This window comes from Muricoprocola aceti, assembly GCF_025567005.1.
GTDB classification, from domain to species: Bacteria; Bacillota; Clostridia; order Lachnospirales; family Lachnospiraceae; genus Marvinbryantia; species Marvinbryantia aceti.
The window spans coordinates 1-16,259 of the sequence record NZ_JAOQKE010000032.1 but is presented as its reverse complement, the minus strand read 5'-3'; the positions used below and the strand labels follow the sequence as shown (position 1 = coordinate 16,259).

Genomic DNA, 16,259 nt, shown 5'->3' with positions numbered 1-16,259 from the left:
AAGAATGTCGGAAAGCCGTGTGAGGGAGAACCTCATGCACGGTTTGATGAGGGGAAAGAGGGCAAAGCCCTCTAACCTACTCTACCATTTTTATTTGTAATTGTGATAAGAATATGATATCATTTTTTTGAATGTGTTTAAATGATATAAAACGGGAAAGAAGCAGTAAAAGGTAAATAATGAAAAAGAAAATAATACAAGCCGTCTGCCTGGCGGCTGTGACCATGTCTGCAACCTATATGGGAAGCGGAACTACCGTTATGGCAGCGCAGACAGCAAAAGCAGCAGAAAGTGAGACGACAACAGAAACTCAAAAAGCAACAGAAACGAAAGCACTTCCGAAGACAGAAATGACAGAAGAAGCAGAGCAGCCGGTCACGTTAGAGGAAGAGGTGCTTCAGGAAAATCTGACGGAAGAACCGATAGAAGAAGAGACAGAGGAAGTGATCAGTGACAAGGATCTGACCATGGAGCCTGAGACGGAAGCAGAAGAAGAGATTGTATTTGAACCTGAGTATCACCCTGAGCAGGATCCAAGTCCGGTGGTGAATGGCATACAGAAGTCACTGGAGAATCAGGACAGAAGCCAGATACATACCATTGATATTCCGGATACAGACTGGATCGCAATCAATGGGGAGAAAGCAACCTGCACTTCCTATGCAAAGATCCGTTATGAATATGATCCGGAAGTACAGGTGGGAACCATCCGTTATATCTCCCAGCTGGCAGGCAGCGGCCTGTTCGACTGGAGTTACTGGGGCGGATGGGGCAATCAGGCCGGGATCGAATGCGGTACGGCCAGTATTTCCATGGCACTGTCTTATGTAGGTGTGAACCTGACTCCACAGCAGATTCTGGATGCTCATGGCGGGCTGACCTGTTTTACCGGATGGGGCGTTGTCGATCTGTCACCAGATGTGGCAGGAGGCGTGGAGCAGTATATCAATGGGCGTGGCCAGTACAGCCCTGTGATTGTACATCTGCCGACCTATTCTCAGCTGGGACATTATGTGGTATTGATCGGGAAAGTGTCGGATTCTGAATATCTGGTGCTGGACTGCGCTCAGGATTCTACCTGGGTGATGACCGTGGGAGATGGATTCTACAATTCCATTGATCAGGTCTATCAGTATTATAATCCGAATGCAGAGATGCTGGATCATAAAGAAGTAAAAGACAGCGCAGTGATGGCCACCTGCACAAAGATGGGACTGACAGCAGGAAGTCACTGTGAGGTGTGCGGAGAAGTACTGGCGAAACAGGAGGTGGTACCTTGTAACGGGCATGCCTGGTCAGACTGGATCGTGAATCAGAAGCCAACCACAGAGCGGTCCGGAGAAAAATATCGTATCTGTAATGTATGCGGGCAGAGAGATGTTCGAAGTATGGAGCAGCTGCCGGAAGAACTGGTACTGGAGATCCCAGACGTAGTGCTGGAGATGGAAAACGTAAGATAACAAACAGGGCTGGCTGTATGGCCAGCCTGAAATATAATACAGGGAGAAGATCATGGGAAAAGTAGTAGATTATCTGGAAAAATATTATAAAGATACCAATTATAACTGTGCAGAAGCAGTATTCAGTGCTGCTGCAGAAGCATGGGGACTGGATATTTCGGATGATGTCATCCGTACTATGGGATGCTTTGGCGGTGGCATGGGATGTGCTATTGTCTGTGGAGCGGTGACGGGAGGCAGCGCAGCGCTCAGCTATAAGTTCGTAGAAGGGGATGGCGGACATACCAGCCCGGAAATGATGAAAAAGGTGAGAACCTACATCCGAAAGGTAAGAGAAGCTTATGGTTCCGAGAATTGTAAGGATCTTCGGCCACAGTTCTACAGCAAAGAAGAGAGATGCTTTCAGACGATCTCAAAGATCGCGACAATACTGGATGAAGTATACGAAATGGAGGAACAGGAATGATTCATGAGATCGCACCAGAGCATATGGACAACCAGTATCATGAAAAGAACGTGCAGCCAGACAGCCAGGTCTGTTTCTGCACCGGAAGAAAGCTGCTGGTTCGTATCCAGGACGGACAGATTTCCTGGCCGCTTTATAAAGAAGTAAAAGAACTGGCTGGAGAGTGTACTTATCTGTTTTCCATCAGTGACAGAGATTATTTTCTTGCTGAGCCAACAGAAGAAGTGACAGTGCCGGATGCAGTGTGGGTGGAATGGAGAGAGATCCGTGATAAACAGCCGACGGCAGAAGCATTTGCCTGTATGACAGTGATGCATCTGAGCCAGTGGCACAACTCTGTACAGTATTGCGGAAAATGCGGAGCAAAGACTGTACATGATAAGAAAGAACGTATGATGCGCTGTCCGTCCTGTGGCAATATGATGTTTCCGAAGATTTCACCGGCCATTATTGTAGCAGTGACAGATGACCACAATCGGCTGCTGGTGACCAAGTATGCAGGAAAAACCAAAGATCAGTACGCACTGGTGGCAGGATTTGTGGAGATCGGTGAGACTCTGGAAGAATGCGTGCAGAGAGAACTGATGGAAGAAGTGGGTATTCGGGTAAAAGATATCCGTTATTATGCCAGTCAGCCATGGGGATTTGTAGGTAACCTGATGGTAGGATTTACCGCAAAGCTGGATGGCAGTGACCAGATTCATCTGGATGAGACAGAGCTGGGGCTGGCCAGATGGCTGACACCGGAGGAGATACCGGAGATTGATGATTACAGCAGCCTGACAAGAGAAATGATCCGCAGATTCAAGCACGGATGCCTGTAGAAGGCGGGAAGACAGAAAAATCCGGCAGCGGTTTTACAGTGCTGGGGAAGTGAGGAGAACATGGAATTCTGGGATATTTATGACAGTGAAAAAAGAAAAACAGGGAGAACCATGAAGCGGAATGACTGGTGCCTGAAGGATGGAGAATATCATCTGACGGTACTGGGTGTCATCATGCGCCCGGATCAGAAGTTTCTGATTACCAAAAGAGTCATGACTAAGGCCTGGGCACCTGGATGGTGGGAAGTATCTGGCGGTGCAGCTCAGGCAGGAGAATCTTCTGAAGAAGCAGTACGCAGGGAGATCCGGGAAGAGACCGGTCTGGATGTGGCAGGCTGCGAGGGCGGCTACCAGTTCTCTTACAAGAGAGAAAATCCGGGAGAGGGAGATAACTATTTTGTAGACATCTATCGTTATACGGTAGACTTTCAGGAAAGTGACCTGCATCTTCAAACAGAAGAGACCGATGGATATCGGCTCGCCACAGCGAAAGAAATACAGGAATTGGCTGATCAGGGGATTTTCCTGCATTATGACAGTATCAAGAAAGTATTTGAAGTGTAACATAAGTCCACCGGATTTCTTCTCCGGTGGACTCATTTATTTTTTCTTCTTATTATTTACGTGACGATTCAAGATCCCACCGACTACGATGATCATGACCGCCATGAACACTACCCGCTTTGCAGCTTCCTGAGGCATCTGGCCGGTGGAGCCGATGGATTCGGAATAGAAGGTAAATACATAATTGACCTCATGAGGGGTTCCCATAGCAGTGGTATCTGCAATCACAGACATTTCTTCGTCCATTTTGGTAATGGGAATATGAAATTTGGAAGCCATTCCTTCGTCTGATTCGTTCAGATAAGTATTCCCGGCCACAATCATATAATCATAATTGGAACTGCTCCAGGTGATATCGGCATAAGCCTGTCCATTCTCAACAGTAAGAATCGTAGGGGAAACTACGCTGGCTTTGCCACTGCCGCCAGTCATAGTCAGTTCAATGGAATAAGTACCGTCTGCCTGATCCAGAGAGACCGGATCGGCTGGTGTATGCGCCTCCGGATTAGAATCTTCTGTATCTTTAGAAGAGGAAGCAAAGGCAGAGGAAAGTTCGGCATAATCTTCCGGACTTAATGTTACCGTCACATGTCCATCTTCTGTATCGACGGCAGCATGATCCAGAGAAAAAGAGGTCTCACCGTCCCCGATGGTGACAGAACAGTCATTGGGTGCTGCGTTTACGTGTAAAACAGCCTGACTCAGACCGGGACAGACTGCAGTGGTAAAAAATAGTGTCAAAAGGATACGTCTGGTAAAGTTCCAATATTTCATAATCAAACCTGCTTTCATTTCTTTAAAATCCGTGCCATGCACTTTTCTTATCATAACATACCCTTATAACAGTGTAAAGAAATGCCGTTGAAAAGAGTTCTGAATGATAGTATAATAAATCCTATTATAGAGAATCCAAAGATGCGGAGAACAAGATGATAGAAATAAAGAATCTGACAAAGAAATTTGATGACTTTACGGCGGTGGACGATCTGAGCCTGACAATAAAGACCGGCGAGTTTTTTGGACTTCTGGGACCCAATGGAGCCGGAAAGACTACCACCATCAGTATGTTGTCTACACTGCTGCTTCCCACACAGGGAGAGATCCTTATTGATGGAGAGAGGCTTACCAGAAAAAGACCGGCACTGAAGCGGAAGATCAGTGTGATTACCCAGGAATATTCCATGCGGCAGGATATGACCATGGATGAGATTATGGAATATCAGGGCAGGCTTTATTTTATGCCAGTAAAAAAAATAAGAGAAAAATCAGAAGAACTGCTGGAATTCTGTGAGCTTTTGCCTTTTCGAAACCGGAAAGTACGTCATCTGTCCGGTGGCATGAAGCGCAAGCTGATGGTCTGTCGGGCGCTTCTGACAGATCCGGAGATTTTATTGCTGGATGAACCGACAGCGGGAATGGATGCGTTGTCACGGCGGCAGATGTGGAATCTGCTTCGCCAGTTGAATGACCGGAATCTTACCATTTTACTGACCACACATTATATGGAAGAAGCACAGTCTTTATGTGAAAGGGTTGCTATGCTGCAGCATGGCAGGCTGGAAGAGGTCAACACGCCGCAGGGAATGATTGAGGCACTGGGGTGTTATACAGTAGATCATATGACGGCAGCCGGAACGGTCAGCCGTTATTTCCATGAGAGAGGACAGGCAATTACCTATCTGTCCAAACTGGAAGGAAAATGCACCCTGAGAGATACCACACTGGATGATGTGTTTATCGAACGGGCAGCACAAAAGAAATAAAGGCAGGAGAAAGAACATGGGAATCATTACCATACTCTGGGAAAAATGGAGAGAATTTCGCAGAGATTTTTATAAAATCACATTAGCAGCCATGATAGCGCCACTGATGTATCTGGTGGTATTTGGCATGGGGATCCGGACCATATCCAACGGACAGCCTTATCTGAACTTTCTGATTCCAGGCGTGGTGGCACTGACTACTATGAACGGCAGCTTCAATGCCATCGCCCAGAATCTGAATGTACAGAGACTATATGAAAAAGCATTTGACCAGGTGATGATCTCACCAACACCTCTGTGGCAGTTTATTGTTGGACAGATCATCGGGGGCAGTCTGCGTGGGCTTTATGCAGGAGTGGTGATTCTGGTGTTGACTATACCGATCGGTACCGGACTGGTCTTTAACGGATATTCGTTTCTGATCATGTTCCTGAATGGGGCAGTCTTTTCTACCATTGGTGTGGTAGTATCTTTTTATGCGAAGAATCATACGGATGTACCAAGGTTCTCGAATTATATCATCATGCCGATGGCATACCTCTGCAACACCTTTTTCTCTACGGAGCAGATGCCACATGGACTGCGGGAAGTGATCGGAGCACTGCCATTGTCCCAGACCAGTGCCATGCTGCGCACCATTGCAGCAGGCGAAAAATGTGGCTATACCGGTGTGCTGATTCTGACCACATATCTGGTGGTGTTTGGAGGACTGGCTTTTGCATTTCTTTATAAGAAGAAAAATCTGTAGGAGGAATGACAATGGAATATACTTTGACAGAACAGATACGCAGCTATCAGCCAATGAATGAGCAGGAAGAGCGGGATAAAGAACTGATACTTCATTGTCTGGAGACAGAAAAAAATATTTTTACCAGACAAAATCGACTGGCTCATATGACGGCCTCTGCATGGATTGTGAATCCGGAAAGAACCAAAGTGCTGATGGCTTATCACAATATTTATCATTCCTGGTCCTGGCTGGGTGGCCATGCAGATGGTGAAACCGATCTGCTGAAGGTGGCGCTGAAAGAAGCCAGGGAAGAAAGTGGAATTCATCATGTAAAGCCGGTGTCCGAGCAGATCTATTCACTGGAAGTCCTGACGGTAGATGGACATGTGAAAAGAGGGGAGTATGTATCTTCTCATCTGCATCTGAATGTAACATACTTACTGCAGGCGGAAGAGACGGATGTGCTTCATATAAAAGAAGATGAGAACAGTAACGTAGGGTGGTTTTCACTGGAAGATGCAGTGGCTGCTTCTACAGAGCCATGGTTTCAGGAACATATTTATCGGAAACTGAATGAAAAGCTGGTGAATATTAAATAAGTATAAAAATGAAAAAAGAACTGGTGCGGTTGGAAAAATAATGATATAATCACGCTGTATTAGAAACGACTAACAAATGCAAGACAGAATTTTTATCATAAGGGCAACAGAACGGGCAACGGAGGAGTGAGCATGTCGCAGCTGACCAAAAGAGCGATTACAGAATCATTTATGAAGCTGATCAATCAGGTTCCATTTGATAAGATTACGGTAAAAGATATCGTAGAAGACTGTGGAGTGAACCGGAATACATTTTATTATCATTACAGTGATATTTACGCATTACTGGACGAGATATTGGAGAATGAGACCAAGAGAGTTCTGACAGAGAATCTGGAAGAATCCTCCTGGAGAGATGCGATTCTGGAATCCTGTTCCTTTGCACTGAAGAATAAGAAAGGAATTTATCATATTTATAATTCTCTGAGCAGAAAGAAGATTGATACCTATCTGTATCAGGTTATGGGGCGAATCATGTATGATTTCGTGAAGAGGCAGGCCGATGGGCTGTCGGTGCAAGATGAGGATCTGCGCCTGATTGCAGATTTTTATAAATGTGCATTCGTTGGACTGATCCTGCAATGGCTGGATGGAGGCATGAAGGAGGATCCGGAATACATAGTAGATAAGATTTTTTCTTACCTGGAGGGCAGCACCAGATACATGTTGGAGAAGGCCGTAACGAAGAATTGACAGAAAATTTTAAAAACTATCTGATATTTGGACAAATCGGGCTCCGTGCACAAAAATTGTGCAGGGGGCTTTTTTTGACCGTAGAATAAAAAAAGGATTTACGATAAGCTGTAACACGTAAAAGAAAGAGAAGGACAAGAGACAGTCAGAAAGGAGGCAGTTATGGATCTGATCAAGAAAGCAAAACATGCATATATTACGATTTCTGTGATTATGCTGGTGTTGGGACTGGTGTTGCTGATCTGGCCGAAGATGTCATTATCAGTCTTATGTTATCTGATAGGTGCCATGCTGATCATCGGAGGTGTGGTCAAGTTAGTGGGATATTTTTCAAAGGATTTATACCGTCTGGCATTTCAGTTTGACCTTGCCTTTGGTATTTTATCCATATTGCTGGGTGTGGTATTTATCATACATCCGGAGCATATCATTTCAATCCTGCCGATCGTGATGGGGATATTCATTCTGGTAGAAGGAGTGCTCAGGGTACAGACAGCCATGGATGCAAAAACATTTGGGCTGAGTACCTGGTGGATGATGATTCTACTTGCGATTGCAACCAGCGCATGCGGTCTTTTACTGATCTTCAAACCGTTTGAGAGTGCAATAGCCATGATGATGTTACTTGGCGTGACATTACTGATTGACGGCGTACAGAACCTCTGGGTTGCCATTTATACAGTAAAAGTATCGGAAAGAAATGTGATAGATGTTGATTATAAAGAATTATAATATCTGACAACGCATGCCGGTGAAGCAGGCATGCCTGGAAATCGATGAGGAGGAGCACAGATTATGAACAGAAATAAGAAGATTACACAGACAATGGCTCTGGCTATGACCGGTATCATGATTGCAAACGCCGGTATGGGAAGTGTCTATGCAGCAGATCAGACTGCTTCCGTAGAAAAAGAAACAGAAAGCACAACAGAAGCTGTTACAGAAAAAGAGACAGAGAAAGAAACAGAAAAAGTGAAAAAAGAAACATCCAAGGAAGAAACCGTCTATGTACAGGCATCTCCGTCTGGTGAAACACAGGAGATTATTGTCAGTGACTGGCTGAAGAACACAGATGGTGAAACTTCCCTTTCTGATAAGAGTGATCTGTCTGATATCAAGAATGTAAAAGGTGATGAGACATTTTCCCAGGATGGAGACAAGATTACCTGGGATGCCAATGGCAATGATATTTATTATCAGGGAACCAGCACAAAAGATCTGCCGGTATCCTTAAAAGTAACTTACTATCTGGATGGACAGGAGATCTCTCCGGAAGATCTGGCAGGCAAAAGTGGTCATGTAAAAATGGTATATCAGTATACCAACCATATGAAACAGGGCGAGATCTACACACCATTCGTACTATTCACCGGTATGGTACTTCCAGGAGACAATTTCTCCAATGTAAAAGTAGACAATGGTAAAACCATCTCTGATGGAGATAAGAACATCGTTATCGGTGTGGGCCTTCCGGGACTGGAAGACAGCCTGAAGATCAAAAAAAATAAATCTGACATTCTGGATGATCTGGACATTGATCTGGATATTCCAGACAGCTTCGAAGTAGAAGCAGATGTGACCGATTTCAGCCTGTCTATGTCTATGACAGTGGCTACTCCACTGAGCCTGGACGATCTGGAACTGGATGATATTGATGACGAAGATGATCTGAAAGACAAGATTGATGAAATCGCGGATGCAGCAACACAGCTGGTAGACGGAACCAGTGATCTGGCAGATGGTGTACAGGAATTAAAAGATGGCTGTAGCGATCTGCTGGATGGTATTGACCAGCTGGATGACGGAGCAGGTGATCTGAATAATGGTGTACAGACGCTCAATAACAAAAAAGGCGATCTGATTGATGGTATCAATCAGCTGTCAAGTGGTCTGGATCAGTTAAACAGCAAAAAAGGAGATCTGGTCAAAGGAGTAAATCAGCTGGCAAGCGGAGCATCCTCATTGGACAGCGGCGCAGCGGATCTTAAGACAGGAATGGATCAGCTGGCGGGTGGTATTAATTTACTGAATGGAAATAGAGAAACTCTGGTAAGTGGCCTTACAGATATGGTAGCAGGAATCAACAAGATGGAAAGCAAGAAAGCAGAATTGACCGGAGGTGTTGATAAATTAATAACATCCATTGGCGCAATAGAAAGTGGTGTTGATGCCGCAAAAGAGAAAATACATAATGGTTTGCAGGAATTTATTAAAACGCTTGAGTTACAGGAAACGGCACTGGAAGCTGGCAGTGGATTGGAAGGTATTGATGGCTTTACAGAACAGCTTAAAAAATATGTAACTGCTGTAAATGGTACTTTAACACAATTGGAAAGTCAGACGTCTGGAAGCGAAAATGGATCACAGACTGTAGCTGTATATTCTGCACCAGAGACCAGTGTTGATGTTTCGTTTGCAGAAACCAGTCCAGAAGCAATCGCAAGTCTGGAGGCATCTATCGCAGGTAATGAAGCTGTTTTAGAAAGTCTGAAAGACGTTCAGTCCAAAGAAAGCTCTGTACCAGATAAATTATTAAAAGAGTATTCTGGTGCATATAGTACGTATACAGGACAGTTGTCAAATTGTATAGCGCAGTTGGAATCTGATATAGCCAATCAGAAAGCAGCGCTTGCAGCAATGCAGCAGACACAGACTGTTTCTGCTGATCAGTCAGCAATTGCAGTACAGAGCGATGATGCAGGAGAAAATACGGGTAGTGGAACAGGAACATCAAATCCGTATCAAAGCTTGATTGATTCAGGGGAAAACTTATATGCAGGTGCAATTAACGAGAAGACAGGTTTAAAAGCAACTGTGAAAGCAGGAATGATGAAGAGTCTGGAACAAGTGAAGCAAACGGTACAGGGATTGGATGCACAGATTTGTGGTGAGGTTGAAAAAACAAATACAAAAGGTGGAGCATTTGTTCAGATTAGTTCAAAGCTGGAATTAATGAAGCAGACTGTGAAAGATGAACTTCAGACAGGTGTGGAAGAATTAGCAAATGGTATTGGTCAGTTGTATGAAGGAAGCCAGTTATTAAGTCCTAATATTCCAGTATTAGATAGTGGTGTTCAGAGTCTTGCAGGTGGAGCTGTTCAGCTTCAGGCCGGATTGAATTCTTTAAAGGATGGAACTGCCACACTGTCAACAGGTACCAAGACCCTCCAGAGCGGTGCATGTGCACTGGCAACTGGTGTACAGCAGCTGGCAACCGGTGGCAAGCAACTGAAGAAGGGCGGTGCAACACTTGCAGATGGCGTACAGCAGCTGGCTGATGGCAGCTCACAGTTGAAAGATGGTACTTCGCAGCTGAAAGATGGCGGTAAGGATCTTGATTCTGGTGTAGATGAACTGCTGGATGGCGCAAATGAGTTGAAAGATGGTATGGAAGAATTCGATGAAGAAGCAATCCAGAAACTTGTAGACTTCGCAGAGGATGATCTGCAGGATATGATCGACAGACTGAAAGATATCCGTGATGCAGGTGATGCATACCAGTTGTACTCCAGTGGAAATGAGAACACCAATGGTAACGTGAAATTCATCATTGAGACAGCATCTATCGGAGACGATGAGTAGATAATACGCAATATAAGTGAAATATAATAATAAGAAATCCAGAGTTTCAAAATAGAGACTCTGGATTTCTTATTATATGTTATATGGGAGAGTGCCCCCGGAACAGAAGAAACAAGTTAAATCCGCGGTCAGGTTTTTACAACACTTTGATGTAGTAACGCAATTCTGAAGTTTTTGTGAAACTGCCCGCTAAGGTTGAAATCCAGCCAGATTTTAGGTATAATAAACGAAGTCAGGGAGTAAAGTAAGGTAAAATAATGAGTGAAAAGGGCTCCGTGAGAGAATAAGGGGTTCAAAATAAAGGAGTATAGAATGACAAGAAAACAGTTTTCAGTCTGGATGCTTGCGGGGTGTATTGGTGCCGGTAGTACTTTTGGTACGGCAGTTTCTGCGGAGCAGATAGACGGGGAAGTGGGATATTATGATACTGGTGAAGAGTACTGGGATAATACTTATCAGGGGGATTATGTTCAGGAAGATACATATACCACCTATGAAGATCAGGCCATTGATCCACAGCCGACAGAAGGATATTACAGTGAGACAGAAGCCTGGACGCCGGACAGCACAGAATATTATGACAGCAATGAAGTGACAGAGGATGTTTCTGAAGAGACCGAAGCAGATCGGTACTATAAAGATGATGAGTATATCTCGATTCGTAAGACCGACAAACAAAAGACAACAGAGGAACTGGATATTCTGACAAAAGAAGATGCAGAGAAGGACTTTGATCTTGTCAGCTATGCGGATCTTCCACGTTCTGTCAGCCTGAAGGTGCCGGAAGTGAGACAGTTGCCAGAGCTTCCAACCGGATGTGAATCCGTGGCGCTGACGATGGCATTGGAATATGAAGGATTTATGCTGTATAAGACCACCATTGCAAGAGAGTTCCTGGTCTATAATCAGGAGACAGATAATATGGCTGTTGGTTATATCGGGGATCCATTTAACAAGGATGGTGCAGGATGTTTTGCCCCTGCGATTGCTGCTACAGCAGATAACTTTTTTGAAGATCAGGGATATGATTATGCAGCCTATAACATTTCAGGAAGTGAAATGGAAGAACTGCTCAGTTATGTGGCAGCAGGTACACCGGTAGTATTGTGGACGACCATGTACATGGCAGAACCGGAGTTCACGGAGGATACCACAGAGTATGATGGAGAACTATACCGCTGGTATTATCAGGAGCACTGCGTAGTACTTTCTGGTTATGACCTGGATAATGGTACTTTGCAGATCAATGATCCACTGGAAGGGATTGTTACCAGAGATTATGAAGAATTCAAGTCCATTTATGATACCGTTGGAAAGTATGCAGTGGTTGTAAAAGCAGCATCAGAAGAACAGGAATGATATGAGGCATTAGGATGAATATATTATTTTATTTAAAGCCAAAGAGTGAAGTGGTGTATCTTTATGACGATTTTACACTTCGCCAGGTTCTGGAAAAGATGGAAAAGTATCGTTACAGTGCGGTTCCTGTGATTAATCGAAATGGAAATTATGTAGGAACGCTGACTGAGGGCGACCTGTTGTGGCATTTGAAGGCCACAGGCTTCCGGGAGTTGAAAGAGATGGAAGATATTCCCATGACGAAGATCAGACGGTACTGGCATAATGAACCGGTGAACATTGATTGTAAAATCGAAGATCTCATCACCACTTCCATGAATCAGAATTTTGTACCGGTGATTGATGATAAGAACATCTTTATTGGTATTGTGACCAGAAGGGACATTATTCAGTATTGTTATGAGAAGTCTCAGGGAACAGCAACAATTTAGCGCATTAAAGCGATTAACATTGACAAACAAAAATATAGTTGATAAAATATAGGAAGTCTGTAGCTGTTCAGAAACTGTGTATCGGTGAAGGTACTGAACAGATACGTGAGTTTACACAAAAGGGGTGAAAGAATGAATCAGAGAGTGTTATCCATGCTGGTAGATAATACATCAGGTGTACTGAGCCGTGTGGCAGGACTGTTCAGCCGTCGTGGTTACAATATCGACAGTCTTACGGTAGGTGTGACAGCTGATCCGAGATATTCCAGAATGACAGTAGTGGTAAATGGAGATGAACAGATCCTGGATCAGATCGAAAAGCAGGTGCGTAAGCTTGTGGATGTGGCAGATGTGAAGACACTGAAGCCTGGTGACAGCGTGAACAGAGAACTGATTATGGTGAAGCTGCGTGCAGATGCCAAGGATCGTCAGGGAATCAACGCAATTTGTGATATTTTCCGTGCTAAGGTAGTAGATGTGGCAAAGTCATCTATGATCATCGAACTGACCGGAGATCAGGGCAAGTTATCTGCATTTCTGGAGCTGATTCGTGACTACGAGATTCTGGAACTTGCCAGAACAGGTATGACAGGATTATCCCGTGGGGCAGACGACGTCAGATATTTATAAGGATTGCTAAAGGCCCTGCCTTTAACATATACGGTACGAGAAGATTACCGGAGAGTATATTTTCTATGGAGGAATGAAAAAATGTCAGAAGCAAAAATTTATTACCAGGAAGACTGTAACCTTTCCATGCTGGAAGGTAAGACTATCGCAGTCATCGGTTACGGCAGCCAGGGACATGCACATGCATTAAATGCAAAGGAGTCCGGATGCAATGTCATCATTGGCCTTTATGAAGGAAGCAAATCATGGGCAAAAGCAGAAGCTCAGGGATTTGAAGTCTATACAGCAGCAGAAGCTGCAAAGAGAGCAGATATCATCATGATCCTGATCAATGATGAGAAACAGGCAGCTCTTTACAAAAAAGATATCGAGCCAAACCTGGAAGAAGGAAATATGCTGATGTTCGCACACGGTTTCAATATTCACTTCGGATGCATCGTACCACCTGCAAACGTAGATGTTACTATGATCGCACCTAAGGGACCAGGACATACAGTAAGAAGCGAATATCAGGCAGGAAAAGGAGTTCCTTGTCTGGTAGCCGTACATCAGAATGCTACAGGAAAGGCTCTGGAGATCGCATTGGCTTATGCACTGGCTATCGGTGGAGCAAGAGCAGGTGTTTTGGAGACTACATTTAGAACAGAGACAGAGACAGACCTTTTCGGAGAACAGGCAGTACTTTGCGGTGGTGTTTGTGCACTGATGCAGGCAGGTTTCGAGACTCTGGTAGAAGCTGGATATGATCCAAGAAATGCATATTTCGAATGTATCCATGAGATGAAACTGATCGTTGATCTGATCTATCAGTCAGGATTTGCAGGAATGAGATATTCTATTTCCAATACTGCTGAATACGGCGATTACATCACAGGACCGAAGATCATCACAGAAGATACCAAGAAAGCTATGAAGAAGATTCTTTCTGATATCCAGGATGGTACTTTTGCAAAAGACTTCTTATTAGATATGTCCAGCGCAGGTTCACAGGTACATTTCAAAGCTATGAGAAAGCTGGCTTCTGAGCATCCATCAGAAAAAGTTGGAGCAGAGATCCGTAAATTGTATAGCTGGAATGGCGAAGACAAGTTGATTAACAACTAATCAGATATCATAATAGTGTATGAAAAATCCGGGACAGCGTATGGAGGTTGTTCCGGATTTTGTAGTAAGCGATAAAGGAGAATTAGAAGCATGGGAATGACAATGACTCAGAAGATTCTTGCTGCAGCTGCAGGTCTTCCATCTGTGGAAGCTGGACAACTGATTGAAGCAGATCTGGATCTGGTACTTGGAAATGATATCACCTCACCGGTAGCGATTCATGAGATGGACAAGTTTACAAAAGAAGGCGTATTTAACAAAGATAAGATTGCGCTGGTTATGGATCACTTTATTCCGAATAAGGATATCAAGTCCGCAGAGCACTGTAAATGTGTACGCCAGTTTGCTGCAAAGCATGATATTACCAATTATTTTGATGTTGGACAGATGGGAATCGAACATGCACTGCTTCCAGAGAGTGGACTGACGGTTGCCGGAGATGTCATCATCGGAGCGGACTCTCATACCTGTACTTATGGAGCACTGGGAGCATTTTCTACCGGTGTGGGAAGTACTGACATGGCAGCGGGTATGGCTACTGGAAAAGCATGGTTTAAAGTACCGTCAGCGATTAAGTTTAATCTGGTGGGCAAGCCATCCAAATGGGTAAGCGGAAAAGACGTGATCCTTCATATCATTGGTATGATTGGAGTAGATGGTGCACTGTACCGCTCTATGGAATTTACCGGCGAAGGCATCCGGAATCTGTCTATGGATGATCGTTTTACAATTGCGAACATGGCTATTGAAGCTGGCGGAAAGAATGGAATCTTCCCGGTAGATGATCTGGCTATCGCCTATATGAAGGAACATTCCAAGCGTCCATATAAGATCTTTGAAGCAGATGAAGATGCAGTATACGACGAAGAATATACGATTGATTTAAGTGAACTGAAGCCAACGATCGCATTCCCGCATTTGCCGGAGAATACAAAGACCATGGATGAGATTACTGAGGATGTTGTGATCGATCAGTCTGTGATCGGTTCCTGTACCAATGGCCGTATCGAAGATCTGAGATGTGCAGCAGAGATCTTAAAAGGCCGTAAGGTGAAAAAGGGCGTACGCTGTATCGTGATCCCGGCTACGCAGAAGATCTACCTTCAGGCTATGGAAGAGGGCCTGTTGAAGATCTTTATCGAGGCAGGAGCAGTAGTCAGCACACCGACCTGTGGCCCATGTCTTGGAGGCTATATGGGTATTCTGGCAGAAGGAGAACGTTGTATCTCTACTACCAACCGTAACTTTGTAGGACGTATGGGACACGTAAAATCAGAAGTATATCTGGCCAGCCCGGCAGTTGCAGCAGCAAGTGCGGTAACAGGAAAGATTTCCACACCGGATGAACTGGGATTATAAGGAGGAGAAAGATGAAAGCACACGGAAAAGTATTCAAATATGGAGACAACGTAGATACGGATGTCATCATTCCGGCAAGATATCTGAATTCCTCAGATCCTGCAGAACTGGCTACCCATTGTATGGAAGATATTGATAAAGAATTTGTCAATAAAGTACATAAGGGAGATATCATTGTAGCAGACAAGAACTTTGGCTGTGGTTCTTCCAGAGAGCATGCACCGATCGCTATTAAGGCTGCTGGTGTCAGCTGTGTGATCGCGGAGACCTTTGCCAGAATCTTTTACCGCAATTCCATCAACATTGGTCTGCCGATCATCGAATGTCCGGCAGCAGCAAAAGGGATTGAAGATGGAGATGAAGTAGAAGTAGATTTCGACAGCGGTATGATCTACAATCGTACCAAAGGCACAGAATTCAAGGGACAGGCATTCCCGGAATTCATGCAGAAGATCATCCAGGCAGAAGGTCTGATCAATTATATCAATAATAAATAAGAGAATGGACTGGCTGAATAGCAGAATAATAGTAAGTGTTCAGAATTTGCTGTGAGGGAACTGAACACTTACGAAGCGAAAAAAATCAGGATAAACGCATTTTACGTTTATCCTGATTTTTTGGGTTTGCGCGCCATGGGCGCGCTCTAACGGGTGTAAGTCCCGAACACGCCTAGGCAACGAGGAAGTGTATAGCTG

Annotated in this window: 17 protein-coding genes; 16 read left to right on the top strand and 1 reads right to left on the bottom strand. The window is 44.4% G+C overall.

The annotated features are described in order from the left end of the window. Positions 1 to 179: 179 nt before the first annotated feature. Genes OCV47_RS15210 through OCV47_RS15195 form a run of 4 tightly spaced genes read left to right on the top strand, consistent with a single transcriptional unit; the run spans position 180 to position 3,314 of the window. Positions 180 to 1,460 (top strand): cysteine peptidase family C39 domain-containing protein, encoded by a 1,281-nt coding sequence (locus OCV47_RS15210; RefSeq protein WP_262655890.1) that lies wholly within the window; start codon positions 180 to 182, stop codon positions 1,458 to 1,460. Between the two features lie 52 nt (positions 1,461 to 1,512). Continuing rightward, positions 1,513 to 1,926 (top strand): C-GCAxxG-C-C family (seleno)protein, encoded by a 414-nt coding sequence (locus tag OCV47_RS15205; RefSeq protein ID WP_256299053.1) that lies wholly within the window; start codon positions 1,513 to 1,515, stop codon positions 1,924 to 1,926. Next, positions 1,923 to 2,750: an NAD(+) diphosphatase gene (gene nudC / locus OCV47_RS15200; RefSeq protein ID WP_262655889.1), complete on the top strand. Its 828-nt coding sequence runs from the start codon at positions 1,923 to 1,925 to the stop codon at positions 2,748 to 2,750. The genes OCV47_RS15205 and nudC overlap by 4 nt, the downstream gene beginning before the upstream one ends. A gap of 60 nt (positions 2,751 to 2,810) precedes the next feature. Continuing rightward, a complete protein-coding gene (locus OCV47_RS15195) occupies positions 2,811 to 3,314 on the top strand; it encodes an NUDIX hydrolase (RefSeq protein WP_262655888.1) in 504 nt (167 codons plus the stop codon). 36 nt (positions 3,315 to 3,350) lie between these two features. On the opposite strand, the gene OCV47_RS15190 is transcribed toward OCV47_RS15195, so the two are convergent. Next, positions 3,351 to 4,142, bottom strand: a complete 792-nt coding sequence (locus OCV47_RS15190) for a hypothetical protein (RefSeq protein WP_262655887.1) — start codon at positions 4,140 to 4,142, stop codon at positions 3,351 to 3,353. Positions 4,143 to 4,243: 101 nt separating this feature from the next. Here OCV47_RS15190 and OCV47_RS15185 point away from each other — a divergent pair, with 101 nt between their 5' ends. The 12 genes from OCV47_RS15185 (at position 4,244) to leuD (ending at position 16,061) form a co-directional block, all read left to right on the top strand. Then, entirely contained in the window at positions 4,244 to 5,077 is an 834-nt protein-coding gene (locus OCV47_RS15185; protein ID WP_262655886.1) for an ABC transporter ATP-binding protein, read from the top strand. A 16-nt stretch (positions 5,078 to 5,093) separates the two neighbouring features. Then, entirely contained in the window at positions 5,094 to 5,825 is a 732-nt protein-coding gene (locus tag OCV47_RS15180) for an ABC transporter permease (RefSeq protein WP_117447455.1), read from the top strand. Positions 5,826 to 5,830: 5 nt separating this feature from the next. Further along, positions 5,831 to 6,406 (top strand): NUDIX hydrolase, encoded by a 576-nt coding sequence (locus tag OCV47_RS15175; protein WP_416888023.1) that lies wholly within the window; start codon positions 5,831 to 5,833, stop codon positions 6,404 to 6,406. 132 nt (positions 6,407 to 6,538) lie between these two features. Next, entirely contained in the window at positions 6,539 to 7,099 is a 561-nt protein-coding gene (locus OCV47_RS15170) for a TetR/AcrR family transcriptional regulator (protein ID WP_117447454.1), read from the top strand. Between the two features lie 162 nt (positions 7,100 to 7,261). Then, positions 7,262 to 7,831, top strand: coding sequence for an HdeD family acid-resistance protein (locus OCV47_RS15165; RefSeq protein WP_117447453.1), 570 nt, complete (start codon positions 7,262 to 7,264; stop codon positions 7,829 to 7,831). A 63-nt stretch (positions 7,832 to 7,894) separates the two neighbouring features. After that, positions 7,895 to 10,681: a YhgE/Pip domain-containing protein gene (locus OCV47_RS15160; protein ID WP_262655884.1), complete on the top strand. Its 2,787-nt coding sequence runs from the start codon at positions 7,895 to 7,897 to the stop codon at positions 10,679 to 10,681. 312 nt (positions 10,682 to 10,993) lie between these two features. Then, positions 10,994 to 12,040, top strand: a complete 1,047-nt coding sequence (locus tag OCV47_RS15155; protein ID WP_262655883.1) for a C39 family peptidase — start codon at positions 10,994 to 10,996, stop codon at positions 12,038 to 12,040. A 14-nt stretch (positions 12,041 to 12,054) separates the two neighbouring features. Further along, entirely contained in the window at positions 12,055 to 12,471 is a 417-nt protein-coding gene (locus OCV47_RS15150) for a CBS domain-containing protein (protein WP_117447450.1), read from the top strand. Between the two features lie 132 nt (positions 12,472 to 12,603). After that, entirely contained in the window at positions 12,604 to 13,101 is a 498-nt protein-coding gene (gene ilvN, locus OCV47_RS15145) for an acetolactate synthase small subunit (protein WP_256299032.1), read from the top strand. 81 nt (positions 13,102 to 13,182) lie between these two features. Further along, complete coding sequence (gene ilvC, locus OCV47_RS15140) at positions 13,183 to 14,205, top strand: ketol-acid reductoisomerase (protein WP_117447449.1); 1,023 nt, start codon at positions 13,183 to 13,185, stop codon at positions 14,203 to 14,205. Positions 14,206 to 14,295: 90 nt separating this feature from the next. Beyond that, complete coding sequence (leuC, locus tag OCV47_RS15135; protein WP_262655881.1) at positions 14,296 to 15,564, top strand: 3-isopropylmalate dehydratase large subunit; 1,269 nt, start codon at positions 14,296 to 14,298, stop codon at positions 15,562 to 15,564. A gap of 11 nt (positions 15,565 to 15,575) precedes the next feature. Further along, positions 15,576 to 16,061: a 3-isopropylmalate dehydratase small subunit gene (leuD, locus tag OCV47_RS15130; RefSeq protein WP_117447448.1), complete on the top strand. Its 486-nt coding sequence runs from the start codon at positions 15,576 to 15,578 to the stop codon at positions 16,059 to 16,061. Positions 16,062 to 16,259 lie beyond the last annotated feature (198 nt).